We start from the raw sequence: 14,677 nt of genomic DNA, 5'->3' as shown, positions 1-14,677 counted from the left end.
TGGTAGGCTCGCCAATCTACTCTTGTGACCCTCCTGCGAAAAGGTACAGCTGATGAGCAACAGCCCACGCGCCGTCTTCCTCGACCATGCCTCCCTCGACCTTGGCGACCTCGACATGCAACCGCTGCATCAGGCGTTCGCCGAGCTGACCCTGCACGCGCACACGCGTCCGGATCAGGTCGCCGAACGCCTGCAAGGTGCCCAGGTCGCCATCAGCAACAAGGTGCCGCTGGACGCCACCACCTTCGCCGCCTGCCCTGACCTGAAACTGGTTCTGGTAACCGCTACCGGCACCAACAACATCGACCTGAAAGCCGCCAGTGCCCATGGCGTGACCGTCTGCAACTGCCAGGGCTACGGCACCCCGTCCGTGGCACAACACACCTTGATGCTGCTGCTGGCCCTGGCCACGCGCCTGCCCGATTACCAGCGCGACATCGCCGCAGGTCGTTGGCAGCAGGCCAGCCAGTTCTGCCTGCTCGATCACCCCATCGTCGAACTCGAAGGCAAGACTCTGGGCATGCTCGGCCATGGCGAACTGGGCGGCGCCGTCGCCCGTCTGGCCGAAGCCTTCGGCATGCGCGTGCTGCTTGGCCAACTGCCCGGCCGCCCGGCGCGAGCCGATCGCCTGCCGCTGCACGAACTGCTGCCGCAGGTCGATGCCCTGACCCTGCACTGCCCACTCAACGAACAGACGCGCAACATGATCGGCGCCGAGGAGCTGGCACTGATGAAGCCGCGCGCCTTCCTGATCAATACCGCACGCGGCGGTCTGGTCGATGAGCAGGCGTTGGCCGATGCCCTGCGCCGTGGCCATCTGGGCGGCGCGGCGACCGACGTGCTGCTGCAGGAGCCGCCGAAGGACGGCAACCCGCTGCTGGCTGCCGACATTCCCCGCCTGATCGTCACCCCGCACAGCGCCTGGGGCAGCCAGGAAGCGCGCCAGCGCATCGTCGGCCAGGTCGTGGAAAACGCCGCTGGTTTCTTCGCCGGTGCGCCGCTGCGAGTCGTCGGGTAAGCTGCGCAGCTTTTTCAGGGAGCGACGGGCCAGCGCTGCGCATTAACAGCGATGCCCAGATTTCGCGAGCCGAGATCGCTCCCGCCCCTCTTACTTTTCCGCATCACAGATTTCAGGAAGCACCATGGACCCGCGAAGCGAAGTTCTCCTGCGTCAGGCCGAGTTGTTCGGTGGCGAGCTGTTGCTGGCTGGCCTGCCGGCTGACGACCTGCTCGGCGCCCTGCCGCAGGCGCGCGGCTGGAACTGGCATGCGGGCGATCAGGCACTGCTCGCTGCGCGCTTTGCCGGTCGCAGCCACTTTGACACACGCATGCCGGAAGGCGACTACCGCGCCGCTGTGCTGTTCCTGCCCAAGTCACGCGAGCTGACTGACTACCTGCTTCAAGCACTGGCCTCACGCCTGGCAGGCAAAGCGCTGTACCTGGTCGGTGAAAAACGTGGCGGTATCGAACGCGCGGCGAAACAGCTGGCCGCCTATGGCAAGCCGCGCAAGCTCGACAGCGCGAGACATTGCCAACTCTGGTGCGTCGAGGTGGAACAGGCGCCAGCAGTACCCGACCTGCACGCTCTGGCGCAGAGCTATCCATTGCAGTTGGCCGACGATGCACTGGAGATCGTTACCCTGCCCGGTGTATTCGCCCATGGCCGCCTGGATCGCGGCAGCGCGCTGCTGCTCGAACACCTGGATGACCTACCGAGCGGCCACCTGCTGGACTTCGGCTGCGGCGCTGGCGTGCTCGGCGCCGCGCTCAAACGACGTTATCCAGACAGCGAGCTGAGCCTGCTGGATGTCGACGCCTTCGCCCTGGAAAGCAGCCGACTGACCCTCGCGCGCAATGGCCTGTCAGCCAACCTGATCGCCGGCACGGGCATCGAATCGGCGCCCGAGGGACTCAGCGCCATCGTCAGCAACCCGCCGTTCCATCAGGGCGTGCATACCGACTACCAGGCCAGCGAGAACCTGCTGAGCCAGGCGGCTCGCCACTTGGTAAAAGGTGGCGAGCTGCGCCTGGTGGCCAACAGCTTCCTCAAGTATCCCCCCCTGATCGAGCGTCATCTCGGCCCCTGCCGCACCCTGGCAGACACCGATGGATTTCGCATCTACAGCGCCAGACGCTGAATTGAGGTTGCTCCCAACGCGGCGCTTGGGCACAATTGCGCCCGTCCTAGGGGAGTAGTCTCCCGCGAGCGCCCTGCTCGCCCGGTATACGTCAACACACTTGCTCCGCAGAGCATGGCGTATACGACCCAAGGCCTTCACAGAGAGGCCTGCGGTTTGACAAGACCTATGACACGCACAACCTATACCCGGGGCGGGAAGGTCGTTCGTGTCATAAGCCGTGTTGACCCGCCCCCGTTAGGAAACCTGATGCTGGAATCGCTGTTCGTCCCCACCCTGATCGTTGCCCTCGCCGAAATCGGTGACAAGACCCAGTTGCTCGCCCTGCTGCTGGCAGCCCGCTTTCGCAAACCCTGGCCGATCATCTGGGGCATAGTCGTCGCCACCCTGGCCAACCACTTCGCCGCTGGCGCAGTCGGTAACTGGGTCGCCAGTTTCTTCTCCCCCGCCACTCTCAGCTGGATTCTCGCTGCCAGTTTCGTCGCCGTGGCAGCCTGGACCCTGGTACCGGACAAACTCGACGACGACGAGGCATCCGGCCTGAAGAAATATGGCCCCTTCCTCACCACCCTGATCGCCTTCTTTCTCGCCGAGATGGGCGACAAGACCCAGGTCGCGACCGTGATGCTGGCCGCGCAGTACCCGCACTTCATCCTGGTGGTGGTCGGCACCACCCTGGGCATGTTGATCGCCAACGTGCCGGTGGTACTGGCGGGCAATTTCGCGGCCGATCGCCTGCCGCTGACCCTGATCCGGCGTCTGGCCGCATGCGCCTTCGCCGCTCTGGCAATCTATGCCGGCTACCAGGCGTTGAAGCTGAGCGGCCTGACCTGACGAATCGCCGACGTCAACAGACCGGCACTTCGGCCAATCCCAGCCCCCTCCTGCCTGATGCTAAAGTGCCACATCACTGGTTCAGGCCTGCAGTCAGGAGGGCAGCATGTCATTGGATGATCGCAAGAAGGTGGTGTGCCAGCACATCGACCTGACCTGGAACAAGGGACGCCTGGCGCTGGCTGAACAACTGCACAGCCGCGATTTTCTCTATAAAAGCTCATTCATTGGCCGGCCACTTGGCAGCGCCGGCTTCGTGCAGATGGTGCAGGAAATCCGCCTTGCAATGCCGGACCTGCAGGTGGTGGTCGAAGAGTGCATCGCCGAGGGCTACAAGGTGGTGACCTGGAGCACGCTGATCGGCACTATCCAGAAACCAGCGCTGGGCTACCCGCCCAGCGACAAGGTGCTGAGCATCTCGGCCATGGCGTTCTGGACGCTCACCCCCGCTAACGAGGTCCAGGAAATCTGCACCATGTTCGACATGGAGAGCTTCCGCGCCCAGTTGGGCCTGCAAACCCGCCCACTTGCCGAAACCGCCCTGCCCTGAAACGCAAACGGCGCGCCGTGAGCCATCACGTCGCGCCGTTCCTTGGTCCGAAATTAACGCCCGGCTCTGGCCTGCTCGTACAGCGGCATCACCTTGGGGATCGCCGCCTGCAGTGCAGCGATTCGACTGCTGGACGATGGGTGAGTACTCATGAACTCGGGCGGCGCACCACCACCGGCGGCCTCCATCTTCTGCCACAGGCTGATGGCCGCATTCGGGTTGTAACCCGCACGGGCAGCCAGTTCCAGACCGATCAGGTCGGCTTCGTTCTCGTTACCCCGACTGTTGGGCAGGGTCAGGCTGTACTGCACCACGGTATCGGCCAGTGCCATGCCACTCTCACCCAGTCCGAGCAAGGCACTGGCGCCCTGTTTGGCCACCTCGATACCGTAAGCCTTGGACATAGCCTCACGGCTGTGCTCACGCAGGGCATGCGCCATCTCGTGGCCCATGATCGCTGCGATTTCATCGTCAGTCAGCTTTAGCTGCTCGATGATGCCGCTGTAGAAAATGATCTTGCCGCCCGGACCGCAGTTGGCATTGAGCTCGGGGCTCTTGATCAGATTGACCTCCCACTGCCAGTTGGCCGCATCCGGACGAAAACGCGGCGCCTGCGGAATCAGACGACCGGCGACGGTCTGCAGACGCTTGGCGTTAGCGCTGCTCTTGTCCAGCACGCCCTTGCCCGAGGCCTCGCTCAGCGTTTGCTGATAGGACTGCGCGTACATCTGATTGACTTCTTCGGCTGACAGCATGCTGAACATGTACTGCTTGCGCTCCACACCAACCGCACCACCACTGGTGGTATTGACGGCCTGACAACCAGCCAGCAGCACCGCCACCGCCAAGCCACTCAGATATAGAACCTTGCTCATCGAGCTACCTCCTTGAATCGAACGTCCTATGCTAGGCCGCCCAGGTAGTCCGAGCAACCGCGTCACTTGCGCGATGGCCGTGCGCCATCTTTGCTGAATGCAGCATCAGCCAGATGTTTCGCATCAGCCCATTAAGGTTTTTCCCTGCCACGGCCGATAGCCCGTAACAGGACACACTGCGCTCGGGAGCTCCCATGAAGTTCAAGTCGATCCAGTTTTCCGTCGCATTCCTCGCCGGAGCCAGTGTGCTGGCGGTGGTCGCGGCGCTGGTGCTCTACGCCCTGTTCGCCAGCGACCGAACCCAGAATCTGGTACAGCAACGCACCCAGGCACTGCTCGAGCAGAGTATCGAACAGCGCCTTTCCTCACTGGCGCAGGCTCAGGTCAGCGAGATCCAGCGAGAACTGGAAGCGCCCCTGCAGATCACCGCCGATCTGGCGCGGGTCAATGCCATGCTCGGCATGACCGATACCGGCGGTAGCCCACTGCTCAGCATAAGCCGCGAAGAACTTGCCAACCTGGTACATGAAACCACGGCACAGAACCCCAAGCTGCTCGGCAGCTACCTGGGCTGGGAACCAAACGCCTTCGACGCCAGCGACGATATGTATGCCGGCAGCAAGGAGAATGGTTACGACGGCACCGGCCGCTTCCTGACCTGGTGGTACCGCAATGCCGACGGCAGCCTTGGTGTCGATGCCATTGGCTCGACCGAAAGCGAGGAGCTACTACCGACCGGTGTGCGCGCCGGCGAGTACTACCTGTGCCCCAAGGAACGTAAACGCCCTTGCGTGATCGATCCGGCTCCCTACGATGTCGGCGGCAAGATGACCATGCTCGCCTCCTTTACCTCGCCAATTCTGGTCAACGGCGAGTTTCGTGGTATCGCCGGCGCCGACCTGGCGGTCAACTTCATTCAGGAACTGCTGGTCAAGGCCGACGCCCTGCTCTATGGCGGCGCCGGCGAGATCGCCCTGATCGCCAGCAATGGCCGCATAGTCGCCTCGACCCAGGCACCGGAAAAACTCGGTGAGCCAGCCACCGAGCTGCTCGACGCCAACGAGCTGGCCAACCTGAGCAGCCTGCAGCCAGGCCTGCCGAAGTACGACGTGCATGTCGAGGATGATCCCGCCGACAGCCACATCGAGCTGTTTCTCAGCTTCACCATCGGCCAGACTGACACGCGCTGGGTGCTGATGCTGGTACTGCCGCTGGACACCGTGATGGCTGACCTGCGCCAACTGCAGGCTGAGCTTGTCACCCAACGCAACGGCGACACGCTGGGCATGGCGCTGGTGGGACTGCTGATCGCCGGCCTGGGCCTGCTGGTGATCTGGTTCGTCGGCTACGGCATCGCCCGCCCGCTGCGGCAGATGGTCGGCATGCTCGATGATATTGCCAAGGGCGACGGCGACCTGACGGTGCGTCTGCAAGTTGATCGCAAGGACGAACTCGGACAGATCGCAGCCGGCTTCAACGCCTTCCTGAGCAAGCTGCAAAGCATGATCGCCTCCGTGGTGACGTCGGTGCAGCAGGTCAGCGACTCCTCCGAGCACACTGCCGACATCGCCATCCGCACCAACCAGGGTGTACAGAAGCAACTGGCCGAGATCGAACTCGTGGCCACTGCCGTGCATGAGATGACTGCCACCGCCCAGGACGTCGCGCGCAACGCCACTCATGCTGCCGAGGCGGCCAACCACGCCGACCGCGCGGCCAATCAGGGCAAGCAGGTGGTACAGGAAACCTCCACGGCCATCGCCGCCCTGGCCAGCGAGATCGGCCGCGCTGTGGGCGTGGTGCAGAACCTGGCCAAGGACAGCGAGAACATCAACGCCATCCTCATCGCCATTCGCGGCATTGCCGAGCAGACCAACCTGCTGGCACTCAATGCCGCCATCGAGGCAGCCCGCGCCGGTGAACAGGGTCGCGGCTTCGCCGTGGTCGCCGACGAGGTGCGCAATCTGGCGCAGAAGACCCAGCAAGCCACCGAAGAAATCCAGAACATGATCCAGCAGCTGCAGCAAGGCACGCGCGAAGTGGTCAAGGTGATGGAGCAGAGCCAGAGCAAGACCGACGACAGCGTGGAGCACGCCAACCAGGCCGCTCAATCGCTGGAGTCCATCACCCAGGCGGTGTCGGTGATCAATGACATGAACACGCAGATCGCCAGCGCGGCAGAGGAGCAGAGCGCCGTGGCCGAGGATATCAACCGCAACGTCACCAACATCGGCCAGGTCGCCAACGAGGTGGCCGGCGGCGCCAACGAAGCCAGTCAGGCCAGCGCCCAACTGACCAAGCTGGCCGAACAGCAACGCCGGCTGATCAACCAGTTCAAGGTGTGAGGGAGGCACAGCCAGTAGGGCGCGCCGCGCGCACCGCTTTCGCATCAGTCGCAGTCCGCACGACCCGGGCTGTAACGCGACACCCTACGCAAGCTCAAGCCGGCGTCAGGCACTCCGGCGCATCCAGCTTTGGATCGTTGACCAGCGTTGCCAGCGCGCGCTCACGCAACGCTATCTGCGGCTTGGCCAATAAAGCTGTCAGCTGTTGCGGCGGCGTGTCATTGCTCAACCACAATGCCTGTTCGTGTTCACCAAGAATCAACGGCCGCCGAAGCGTAGCGGCTTCCTGAGTGATCAACGCCACGCTCAGGTACTCCTGCCCGCCCACCGGATAAAGCTCCCACAACGCCGCGAAATACATCAGCGGGTCACCGTTGCTCATCCAGTAAGGCCGCTTGCGTGCGCCCCCGCGCCATTCATAGAAGCCGTTGGCCGGCAGCAGCGCACGGCGCTGACGAAAGGGCTCGCGGAACATCGGCTGCTCGGCCAGGGTTTCGGCACGCGCATGGGCCGGTGTTTTGGACAGATCCTTGAGCCAGGCCGGCGTCAGCCCCCAACGCGCCGCTGCCGCTTGTAGCCCTTGCTCGCCAGCGCGCAGCATCAGCACCTGGCCACTGGGTGCCAGGTTCCAGTGGGGCTTCTGGTCAGCGGGAAAACCGGGCAACGCCGCAAAAGCGGGCGACCAGCGGAACAGGGCATAACGTCCACACATGACACGACTCGACAGGCAGGGGGCGCGTCAACAGAGCAACACACCCTGAAAGGACTCTGGCTCATCGCCAGGCACAGGTTGCGCCGCATTGTACTCAGCGATCAGGGTACGCGCCCGCTCGGCGTAAGGATCAGCGACGACCAAACCGAGCAGGCCGCACGCCGGCAACTCCCCCACCGCGCCAACCAGATGCTGCCCGAGCAGGTGCGCCTCGACGCCCTCACTGGCCAGCATGTCCAGCAGCATCTGCCCTTCCAGGAGGTTTTCCGGTTCGTAGATTCGTTGCATCAGTCGTTCTCCCCGCGAACGTCCAACTCCCATTCGGTGCCGTCCGTACGCAACTCGAACTGAATCGGCCGACAGCATACCGGACAGTCTTCGATGTAAGACTGGTCCCCGCCGGACAGATCCAGCAGCGCCTCGGCCGGTTCGCCGCAATAAGGGCAATAATATGACTCGCTTTCCAGCATCGCGGCCTCCTTGTGACTTGGCGGTATAATCGCCGGTCTACTGCTCACCCTGTTTAAGCAGACACCCTTTCAACCTTAGCCGTTCTAGAACAAGAGAGCATGATGGGCGCATTCGATGCCATCCGACCCTATGCCGATGCAGAAGTGCGCCCCGTACTGGCGCGCCTGCTCGCCGACCCGGCGTTTCTCGGCACCCTCACCCGTTTTCGCTTCCCGCGCCTGGCCGGGCCGTTGGGCTGGCTGCTCAAGCCGCTGATCGCCGCACGCCTGCGCAGCGAGTTCGCCAGCGTCGATTCGGTCACCAAGCTACAAGAGAAGATCGAGCCCTACATCGACCGCACCATCGAGCACGCCAGTGATGGCATCAGCTATTCCGGCCTGGAACACCTGCAGCCCGGCAAGCCCTACCTGTACCTGGCCAACCACCGCGACATCGTCATGGACCCGGCCTTCGTCAATTACGCCGTCTACCATGCCGGCCTGCAGACGCCACGTATCGCCATCGGCGACAACCTGTTGCAGCGTCCCTTCGTCAGCGACCTGATGCGCCTGAACAAGAGTTTCATCGTGCACCGCTCGATCAGCGGGCGACGCGAGAAGCTGGCGGCCTATCAACTGCTCTCGGCCTATATCAACCACTCGATCCGCAATGATGGCGAGTCGATCTGGATCGCCCAGGCCGAGGGACGCGCCAAGGACGGTGACGACCGAACCGACTCGGCCATCCTCAAGATGTTCCACATGAGCCGCAAGGACGAGCCGTTCGCAGACGTGATCGCGTCGCTGAACCTGATCCCGGTATCGATCAGCTACGAGTACGATCCCTGCGACCTGGCCAAGGCCCGCGAACTCTGCGTGCGCGCTGCCACGGGCAGCTATACCAAGGCGCCGGGCGAGGACGACGCCAGCATCGCCCAGGGCATCACCGGTTACAAAGGGCGCGTGCATCTGCACTTCAGTCCGCCTGTCGCTGGCCTGGAAGACACCAAGCAGCTTGCACAGGAGATGGATCGTCACATTCTCGGCCAGTATCGCCTGTTCCCCGTACACTACCTGGCCTACGCCATGTGGGAAGGCCGCGAGGCCGAGCTGAACGTGCCAGCGGCAAGCGACATGTTCGATGCCGCGGAACTGGCCAAGGCCGAAGCTCAGTGGAACAAACGCCTGGTCGCCTGCAGCGCCGAAGAAAAACCATTCCTGATTCTTCAGTACGCCAATCCGGTGCGGAACCAGTACCGGATCAAGGCGGGGCTCCCCCTGTAAAAACCCTGCGCTACAAACGAAAACGGCAGCCATCAGGCTGCCGTTTTCGTTTATCGCTCAAGCATCAAAGCCGCGTGCTGGCCCAGGACAGTATCAGGGCTGCGCCCAGGCAGACGGCACCGAAACGATAGAAGAAGCGATTGATCCGCACGGTGCGCTCGTCCTGAATCTCGGCTTCATCCAGCTCGCCCTGAGCCAGCACTCGCGCCATGCCGCGCTGCTCACGCACGCGGGTCATCAGGCACAGCCAGGCACCCGCTACAGCGAAGAACAATGCCAACGAATTGACCGCTCCGGCCGGATGGGCGAGGAACAGCGACCACAACACCTGCAGCGACATGCAACACCTCGGGAACAGCATGGTGCAGCAACCTCGCCACTGCACCAGAATGGGGATTTCGACCGAGAAACGGTGCGTCTCAGCCCTCGAAAAGTCGTCGCGCAGTGTACTGAAATACCGCTTTTATAAGGTTCGTTTCCGACGAACGCAGCCCGCTATCCCGAAATCGTCTGAAAACTGTCATATGCCTGGCCTAGGGTTTGTATCTCCAATAGTGACCAAACAGTCACGACTGTTACTGGAGCCAAAACCCAACGTCCCTGGAGGACCTGCCATGCTTAATTCACAACCGCTGGATCGCGATTACCTGATCGACTCGCTGGATGAAGTGGACGCCGTGGTCGACGAACTCTCCTTCAACGTGCAGGACCAGCACTGGCTGGTGTACTGCGCCCTTGGCGGCCATGAGCATTACGACCTGCCGGACATCGACAACCGTACCGGCATGAGCCTGCCAGAGTTCTACGCGGAAGCGGCATGAAGCCCCAGGGCAAATGAAAACGCCCCGCAATGCGGGGCGTTTTTCGTAGCGTCGCCAGCAATTACTGAAGCAGAACCTGGCCGATGGTCGGGTCCTTGAACGCGCGGGTCAGCGCGTCGCTGAGCACGTCACCCACCAGCTTGGTGTTGGTCTGCTGATTCGGTGCGGTGCCGAAGCGCTGGTTCAACGAGGCACCGTAACGGCCGGTATAACGGCGGCTGCCACCTTGCACGTCGGCACGAATGGAGGCCGAGATATCTGCCTCGGTGACGTACATACCCTCTTTGGGCGACTGATACTTCAGTTCCGCCAGGGTGATGGTCAACTGCGGCGCGTTGTAGGCGTTGGCCGACGGGGTGAAGCCGAGCAGGCGCACAGCAGCCTCGGCCTCAGCCTGCAGCCTGGGCAGCACATATTCAGGGCTGACGCTGATGGAACTGGTTTCCGGATACAGGCCGCCGCGGGTGCCAAGCACCGGCGAAGGACGGCCGTCGACCACGCGCACCACCACCGGCTGGCCCTGACCCACAGCGGTCAGCGAGCTGGTGAGCTTGGGTTGCGGGGTGAGTTGCTGAGGGCTGAGGGCGCAACCGGCCAGAGTCAGGCTGGCGGCAGCAAGCAAGGCGATCAACGCACGGTGCAGCATGCTCATCTCTCCGAGTGAGGTAAAAGTGGCCGGCAGTATACCCACCGCGGCCTGAGGCCGACAGTAGTGCCGCATAGGACCGTCAGCACAGCGTCGCGGTTCCTGTCATCAGCCTGTCACCGCGCCCTGGCATAAAGGCACCTGTCAATTCGCTGGAGCCTTCGCCATGCTTTTGCGCCGCCTGTTCAGCCGCGCTCGCCCGATACGCCACTTTGCCCTGATCGATGGTGAGGGTCTTTGCCGCGCCCTGCGGCAGATGCAGGAACACCCGAGCCAGGCTGGCTGGGTGGAAGTTCACGAGCCGAGCATCACCTGGTTGGGCTGCCACCTGCCCGCCGGTGCCCGGATCACCCCGGTCGTCACACACGCACCAGCCGCTCGCCCGTTGGCGGCCTGACCGGCGGAAGAATAAAAGTCACGCAGGGGCGACCAATTTCCCCTCATTCACCGTTATAATCGCGCCCCGATTATAAGGACGTCTCCTGATCGGGCCGCACGACCTCGCCGATGCAACGTCATCGCCCCGCCCCAGAGAGTCGCCCACTTCGAGCTGCCGCTTCCGGCCAGCCGCTTTCAGCCCATATGCAGAGCCGATAGCAGCCATGCGTTGCATGATTTGCACGGGCAAAAGCGTGCCGAGGCAGTCGAGCTTTTGAGGTTCACCGCTCCAAAAGAGCGTGAAAAAACGGTTTTTACAACTTCACAAGAGTGTGGCGAACAAATGAACAGTTTTGCGTCCGCAAATCCCAGCCTTGACCCTCCCCGCCGAACGACAGGGCATCACGCCTGAGTCTGCCGGTATCGCCCTGAAAGGCCGAACGGCCGTCCATCTGGTGCAGTTTTCTTGGAGAGAGGTTAATGGCGCATAACGATTACCAAAGCGTAGATGTGGTGCTGGTTGGCGCTGGCATCATGAGCGCGACCCTGGGCGTGTTGCTCAAGGAACTCAACCCCGGCATCACGCTGGAAGTGGTAGAGCTGCGCGAGTCCGGCGCAGTGGAAAGCTCCAACCCCTGGAACAACGCCGGCACCGGTCACGCCGCGCTGTGCGAGCTGAACTACACCCCGGAAGGCGCTGACGGCAGCATCGACATCAAGAAGTCGGTGAACATCAACGCCCAGTTCGAGGAGTCCAAGCAGTTCTGGGCTTACCTGATCGAAAAAGGCGCGATCAACTCGCCGAAGTCCTTCATCAATCCGGTCCCGCACATGAGTTTCGTGCGCGGCAACAGCGGCATTGCCTTCCTCAAGAAGCGTTTCGAGGCGCTGCGTCAGCATCACGCCTTCACCGAGATGGAGTACACCGAGGATCGCGCCACCATCGCCGAATGGGCGCCGCTGCTGATCCCGGGCCGCGACACCAACGAGCCGCTGGCGATGACCCGTGTGCAGGCCGGTACCGACGTCAACTTCGGCGCGGTCACCGAGCAGATGCTCGCCTACCTGACTACCCAGCCCGACGCCAAGGTCACCTGCAACCAGAGGGTCACCGACCTCAAGCGCGACGGTGAAGGCTGGCTGGTGGACATCAAGGACACCCGCTCCGGCGCCACGCGCAAGCTCAAGAGCAAGTTCGTCTTCCTCGGTGCTGGCGGCGGCGCGCTGCCGCTGCTGCAGCTGTCCGGCATCCCGGAAGGCAAAGGCTTTGGTGGCTTCCCGGTGAGTGGTCAGTGGCTGCGTTGCGACAACCCGGAGATCGTCAAGCAGCACCAGGCCAAGGTCTACAGCCAGGCCGCCGTGGGCTCGCCACCGATGTCCGTGCCGCACCTCGATACGCGCGTGGTGGACGGCAAGAAATCCCTGCTGTTCGGCCCCTACGCCGGCTTCACCACCAAGTTCCTCAAGCACGGCTCGTTCCTCGACCTGCCGCTGTCGGTACGCCCCAACAACCTCGGGCCGATGCTGGCGGTGGCGCGCGACAACCTGGACCTGACCCGCTACCTGATCAAGGAAGTGATGCAGTCCGAGGAGCAGCGCCTGAACACCCTGCGCGGCTTCTACCCCGAAGCCAAGGCCGAGGACTGGCGCCTGGAAGTCGCTGGCCAGCGCGTGCAGATCATCAAGAAGGACAGCAAGAACGGCGGCGTGCTGCAGTTCGGCACCGAACTGGTGGCTGCAGTCGACGGCACCATCGCCGCATTGCTCGGCGCCTCGCCGGGCGCATCGGTCACCGTGTCGATCATGCTCGACCTGATTCGCCGTTGCTTCCCCGAGCAGGCCAAGAGCGACGACTGGCGCAGCAAGCTGGACGAGATCTTCCCGGCCATGGCCGATGTTCTGTCCAGCGACGCCGCGCGTTACCACGAAGTGCAGACGCAATCGAATCAGCGCCTGCAGCTCGACATCCCCAGCGCCTGATCGTCACGCACAAAAAACCGCCCTTCGGGGCGGTTTTTTTATAGGTGTTGATCGGGTTACGGCTGACCCCAAGGCAGGATCGGAATGGCCGTCACCGCATTCTGCGGGCTACCCTCGATCACCCGGTCGCTGTAGACCAGATACACCAGGGTGTTGCGCTTGCTGTCGAAGAAACGCACCACCTGCATGGTCTTGAACACCAGCGAAGTGCGCTCCTTGAACACCTCCTCGCCGTCCTTGAGCGTGCCCTTGAATGCAATGGGACCGACCTGGCGGCAGGCAATGGAAGCCTCGGCCCGATCCTCGGCCAGGCCCAGACCACCCTTCACCCCGCCGGTCTTGGCACGCGACAGGTAGCAGGTCACGCCCGATACCTTGGGGTCATCGAAGGCCTCGACGACGATCTTGTCGTTCGGCCCAACCCATTTGAATACCGTCGACACCTCGCCGATGGTTTCGGCCAGCGCCAGGCTGGGCAGCATCAGCAGGCTCAGCACATATCCCTTGAACAGACGCATACATGCTCCTTAGACGAGAATCAGATTGTCGCGATGCACCAGCTCCGGCTCATCGACATAGCCCAGCAGCTTCTCGATGGCATCCGACGGCTGGCCGATGATCTTCTGTGCTTCCAGCGCACTGTAGTTGACCAGGCCACGGGCGACCTCACGGCCGTCAGGCGATACGCAGACCACCATCTCGCCGCGGCGGAAACTGCCCTGCACAGCCTTCACGCCGACCGGCAGCAGGCTCTTGCGATCCTGGCTCAGCGCCTTCACTGCACCGGCGTCCAGCACCAGGGTGCCACGGGTTTGCAGGTGGCCAGCCAGCCACTGCTTGCGCGCCGCCAGCAAGCCACGCTCGGGGGCCAGCAGCGTGCCCAAACGTTCGCCAGCCTTGAGCCGCGCCAACACCTGCTCGATCGCGCCACCGACGATCACCGTGTGCGCGCCGGAGCGCGCAGCCAGACGCGAGGCGCGCAACTTGGTCTGCATGCCGCCACGCCCCAGCGCACCACCGACGCCACCGGCCACCGCATCCAGTGCCGGATCATCGGCGCGGGCTTCGAAGATCAGCTCGGCATCGGGGTTGTGGCGCGGGTCGGCGTTGTACATGCCGTCGCGGTCGGTGAGGATCACCAGCAGATCGGCTTCCACCAGGTTGGCCACCAGCGCGGCCAGGGTGTCGTTGTCGCCGAAGCGGATTTCATCGGTGACCACAGTGTCGTTCTCGTTGATCACCGGGATCACATCGAGATTCACCAAGGTGCGCAAGGTGCTGCGCGCGTTGAGATAGCGCTTGCGGTCGGAGAGATCGTCGTGCGTCAGCAGCACCTGTGCGGTACGGCGGCCGTGTTCGGCAAAGCTCGACTCCCAGGCCTGCACCAGGGCCATCTGGCCAATGGCGGCAGCAGCCTGCAACTCATGCATCGCACTGGGTCGGCTGGTCCAGCCCAGGCGACTCATACCGGCCGCCACAGCGCCGGAGGACACCAGCACCAGCTCCACGCCCTGCTCACGCAGCGCGACCATCTGCTTGACCCACACCGCCATGGCCGCACGATCCAGGCCACGCCCGTCGGCGGTCAGCAGCGCACTGCCGATCTTCACCACCCAGCGCCGTGCGCCGGTCACCTTGTCACGCATGATCTTCCAACCTTAGCCA

Annotated in this window: 17 protein-coding genes and 1 riboswitch; of the genes, 9 read left to right on the top strand and 8 right to left on the bottom strand. The window is 63.2% G+C overall.

The genetic code is table 11. The annotated features are described in order from the left end of the window. The first annotated feature begins 52 nt into the window (after nucleotides 1-52). The 4 genes from INS93_RS05825 to INS93_RS05810 all read left to right on the top strand — a co-directional run bounded on the left by INS93_RS05825 (nucleotide 53) and on the right by INS93_RS05810 (nucleotide 3,522). A complete protein-coding gene (locus INS93_RS05825; protein ID WP_192980644.1) occupies nucleotides 53-1,018 on the top strand; it encodes a 2-hydroxyacid dehydrogenase in 966 nt (321 codons plus the stop codon). A 124-nt stretch (nucleotides 1,019-1,142) separates the two neighbouring features. Continuing rightward, a complete protein-coding gene (locus INS93_RS05820; RefSeq protein ID WP_192980643.1) occupies nucleotides 1,143-2,138 on the top strand; it encodes a class I SAM-dependent methyltransferase in 996 nt (331 codons plus the stop codon). Nucleotides 2,139-2,175: 37 nt separating this feature from the next. Continuing rightward, nucleotides 2,176-2,363: riboswitch (yybP-ykoY riboswitch) on the top strand. Between the two features lie 27 nt (nucleotides 2,364-2,390). Further along, nucleotides 2,391-2,972 carry a TMEM165/GDT1 family protein gene (locus INS93_RS05815; RefSeq protein ID WP_160018874.1) on the top strand — a complete coding sequence of 194 codons (582 nt, stop codon included), beginning with the start codon at nucleotides 2,391-2,393 and terminating at the stop codon, nucleotides 2,970-2,972. 106 nt (nucleotides 2,973-3,078) lie between these two features. Further along, nucleotides 3,079-3,522, top strand: a complete 444-nt coding sequence (locus tag INS93_RS05810; RefSeq protein WP_160017236.1) for an ester cyclase — start codon at nucleotides 3,079-3,081, stop codon at nucleotides 3,520-3,522. Between the two features lie 53 nt (nucleotides 3,523-3,575). Here the strand turns inward: INS93_RS05810 and INS93_RS05805 are convergent, their stop codons facing one another. Then, complete coding sequence (locus INS93_RS05805) at nucleotides 3,576-4,397, bottom strand: M48 family metallopeptidase (protein WP_192980642.1); 822 nt, start codon at nucleotides 4,395-4,397, stop codon at nucleotides 3,576-3,578. 194 nt (nucleotides 4,398-4,591) lie between these two features. Here INS93_RS05805 and INS93_RS05800 point away from each other — a divergent pair, with 194 nt between their 5' ends. Continuing rightward, on the top strand, nucleotides 4,592-6,742 hold the full coding sequence (locus INS93_RS05800; RefSeq protein ID WP_160017234.1) for a methyl-accepting chemotaxis protein: 2,151 nt from the start codon (nucleotides 4,592-4,594) through the stop codon (nucleotides 6,740-6,742). A 94-nt stretch (nucleotides 6,743-6,836) separates the two neighbouring features. Here the strand turns inward: INS93_RS05800 and INS93_RS05795 are convergent, their stop codons facing one another. The 3 genes from INS93_RS05795 to INS93_RS05785 are packed head-to-tail and all read right to left on the bottom strand — an operon-like array spanning nucleotide 6,837 to nucleotide 7,924. Then, nucleotides 6,837-7,454, bottom strand: coding sequence for an SOS response-associated peptidase (locus INS93_RS05795; RefSeq protein WP_192980641.1), 618 nt, complete (start codon nucleotides 7,452-7,454; stop codon nucleotides 6,837-6,839). Between the two features lie 27 nt (nucleotides 7,455-7,481). Further along, entirely contained in the window at nucleotides 7,482-7,742 is a 261-nt protein-coding gene (locus INS93_RS05790; RefSeq protein ID WP_160017232.1) for a putative signal transducing protein, read from the bottom strand. After that, entirely contained in the window at nucleotides 7,742-7,924 is a 183-nt protein-coding gene (locus INS93_RS05785; protein ID WP_160017231.1) for a CPXCG motif-containing cysteine-rich protein, read from the bottom strand. Before INS93_RS05785 ends, INS93_RS05790 begins: the two co-directional genes overlap by 1 nt. 99 nt (nucleotides 7,925-8,023) lie before the next feature. Between INS93_RS05785 and INS93_RS05780 the strand changes: the two genes are divergently transcribed. Further along, nucleotides 8,024-9,187: a 1-acyl-sn-glycerol-3-phosphate acyltransferase gene (locus tag INS93_RS05780; protein ID WP_192980640.1), complete on the top strand. Its 1,164-nt coding sequence runs from the start codon at nucleotides 8,024-8,026 to the stop codon at nucleotides 9,185-9,187. 64 nt (nucleotides 9,188-9,251) lie between these two features. Here the strand turns inward: INS93_RS05780 and INS93_RS05775 are convergent, their stop codons facing one another. Continuing rightward, nucleotides 9,252-9,527, bottom strand: coding sequence for a hypothetical protein (locus tag INS93_RS05775; protein WP_160017229.1), 276 nt, complete (start codon nucleotides 9,525-9,527; stop codon nucleotides 9,252-9,254). A 274-nt stretch (nucleotides 9,528-9,801) separates the two neighbouring features. Here INS93_RS05775 and INS93_RS05770 point away from each other — a divergent pair, with 274 nt between their 5' ends. Then, nucleotides 9,802-10,008 (top strand): hypothetical protein, encoded by a 207-nt coding sequence (locus tag INS93_RS05770; RefSeq protein WP_004424534.1) that lies wholly within the window; start codon nucleotides 9,802-9,804, stop codon nucleotides 10,006-10,008. A gap of 61 nt (nucleotides 10,009-10,069) precedes the next feature. On the opposite strand, the gene INS93_RS05765 is transcribed toward INS93_RS05770, so the two are convergent. After that, nucleotides 10,070-10,654: a YajG family lipoprotein gene (locus INS93_RS05765; RefSeq protein WP_192980714.1), complete on the bottom strand. Its 585-nt coding sequence runs from the start codon at nucleotides 10,652-10,654 to the stop codon at nucleotides 10,070-10,072. A gap of 166 nt (nucleotides 10,655-10,820) precedes the next feature. On the opposite strand from INS93_RS05765, the gene INS93_RS05760 reads away from it, so the two are divergent. Together INS93_RS05760 and mqo are read left to right on the top strand one after the other, a co-directional pair. Continuing rightward, on the top strand, nucleotides 10,821-11,051 hold the full coding sequence (locus INS93_RS05760) for a hypothetical protein (protein ID WP_160017227.1): 231 nt from the start codon (nucleotides 10,821-10,823) through the stop codon (nucleotides 11,049-11,051). A 461-nt stretch (nucleotides 11,052-11,512) separates the two neighbouring features. Continuing rightward, a complete protein-coding gene (gene mqo, locus INS93_RS05755; protein WP_192980639.1) occupies nucleotides 11,513-13,012 on the top strand; it encodes a malate dehydrogenase (quinone) in 1,500 nt (499 codons plus the stop codon). Nucleotides 13,013-13,068: 56 nt separating this feature from the next. Here the strand turns inward: mqo and INS93_RS05750 are convergent, their stop codons facing one another. Together INS93_RS05750 and proB are read right to left on the bottom strand one after the other, a co-directional pair. After that, nucleotides 13,069-13,530, bottom strand: coding sequence for a CreA family protein (locus INS93_RS05750; protein WP_017675395.1), 462 nt, complete (start codon nucleotides 13,528-13,530; stop codon nucleotides 13,069-13,071). A gap of 9 nt (nucleotides 13,531-13,539) precedes the next feature. Then, nucleotides 13,540-14,658, bottom strand: a complete 1,119-nt coding sequence (proB, locus tag INS93_RS05745; RefSeq protein ID WP_192980638.1) for a glutamate 5-kinase — start codon at nucleotides 14,656-14,658, stop codon at nucleotides 13,540-13,542. Between the last annotated feature and the right edge of the window lie 19 nt (nucleotides 14,659-14,677).

Source organism: Pseudomonas sp. EggHat1 (genome assembly GCF_014892995.1).
Taxonomy (GTDB): domain Bacteria; phylum Pseudomonadota; class Gammaproteobacteria; order Pseudomonadales; family Pseudomonadaceae; genus Aquipseudomonas; species Aquipseudomonas chaetocerotis.
Note: the sequence above shows the minus strand (reverse complement) of the source record. Positions and strands in the feature narration are given on the sequence as shown.

Coding starts and splice junctions, on each gene's coding strand:
- INS93_RS05825 (WP_192980644.1), top strand. CDS start 53: ATGAGCAACAGCCCACGCGCCGTCTTCCTCGACCATGCCTCCCTCGAC.
- INS93_RS05820 (WP_192980643.1), top strand. CDS start 1,143: ATGGACCCGCGAAGCGAAGTTCTCCTGCGTCAGGCCGAGTTGTTCGGT.
- INS93_RS05810 (WP_160017236.1), top strand. CDS start 3,079: ATGTCATTGGATGATCGCAAGAAGGTGGTGTGCCAGCACATCGACCTG.
- INS93_RS05805 (WP_192980642.1), bottom strand. CDS start 4,397: ATGAGCAAGGTTCTATATCTGAGTGGCTTGGCGGTGGCGGTGCTGCTG.
- INS93_RS05800 (WP_160017234.1), top strand. CDS start 4,592: ATGAAGTTCAAGTCGATCCAGTTTTCCGTCGCATTCCTCGCCGGAGCC.
- INS93_RS05795 (WP_192980641.1), bottom strand. CDS start 7,454: ATGTGTGGACGTTATGCCCTGTTCCGCTGGTCGCCCGCTTTTGCGGCG.
- INS93_RS05790 (WP_160017232.1), bottom strand. CDS start 7,742: ATGCAACGAATCTACGAACCGGAAAACCTCCTGGAAGGGCAGATGCTG.
- INS93_RS05785 (WP_160017231.1), bottom strand. CDS start 7,924: ATGCTGGAAAGCGAGTCATATTATTGCCCTTATTGCGGCGAACCGGCC.
- INS93_RS05780 (WP_192980640.1), top strand. CDS start 8,024: ATGATGGGCGCATTCGATGCCATCCGACCCTATGCCGATGCAGAAGTG.
- INS93_RS05775 (WP_160017229.1), bottom strand. CDS start 9,527: ATGTCGCTGCAGGTGTTGTGGTCGCTGTTCCTCGCCCATCCGGCCGGA.
- INS93_RS05770 (WP_004424534.1), top strand. CDS start 9,802: ATGCTTAATTCACAACCGCTGGATCGCGATTACCTGATCGACTCGCTG.
- INS93_RS05765 (WP_192980714.1), bottom strand. CDS start 10,654: ATGCTGCACCGTGCGTTGATCGCCTTGCTTGCTGCCGCCAGCCTGACT.
- INS93_RS05760 (WP_160017227.1), top strand. CDS start 10,821: ATGCTTTTGCGCCGCCTGTTCAGCCGCGCTCGCCCGATACGCCACTTT.
- mqo (WP_192980639.1), top strand. CDS start 11,513: ATGGCGCATAACGATTACCAAAGCGTAGATGTGGTGCTGGTTGGCGCT.
- INS93_RS05750 (WP_017675395.1), bottom strand. CDS start 13,530: ATGCGTCTGTTCAAGGGATATGTGCTGAGCCTGCTGATGCTGCCCAGC.
- proB (WP_192980638.1), bottom strand. CDS start 14,658: ATGCGTGACAAGGTGACCGGCGCACGGCGCTGGGTGGTGAAGATCGGC.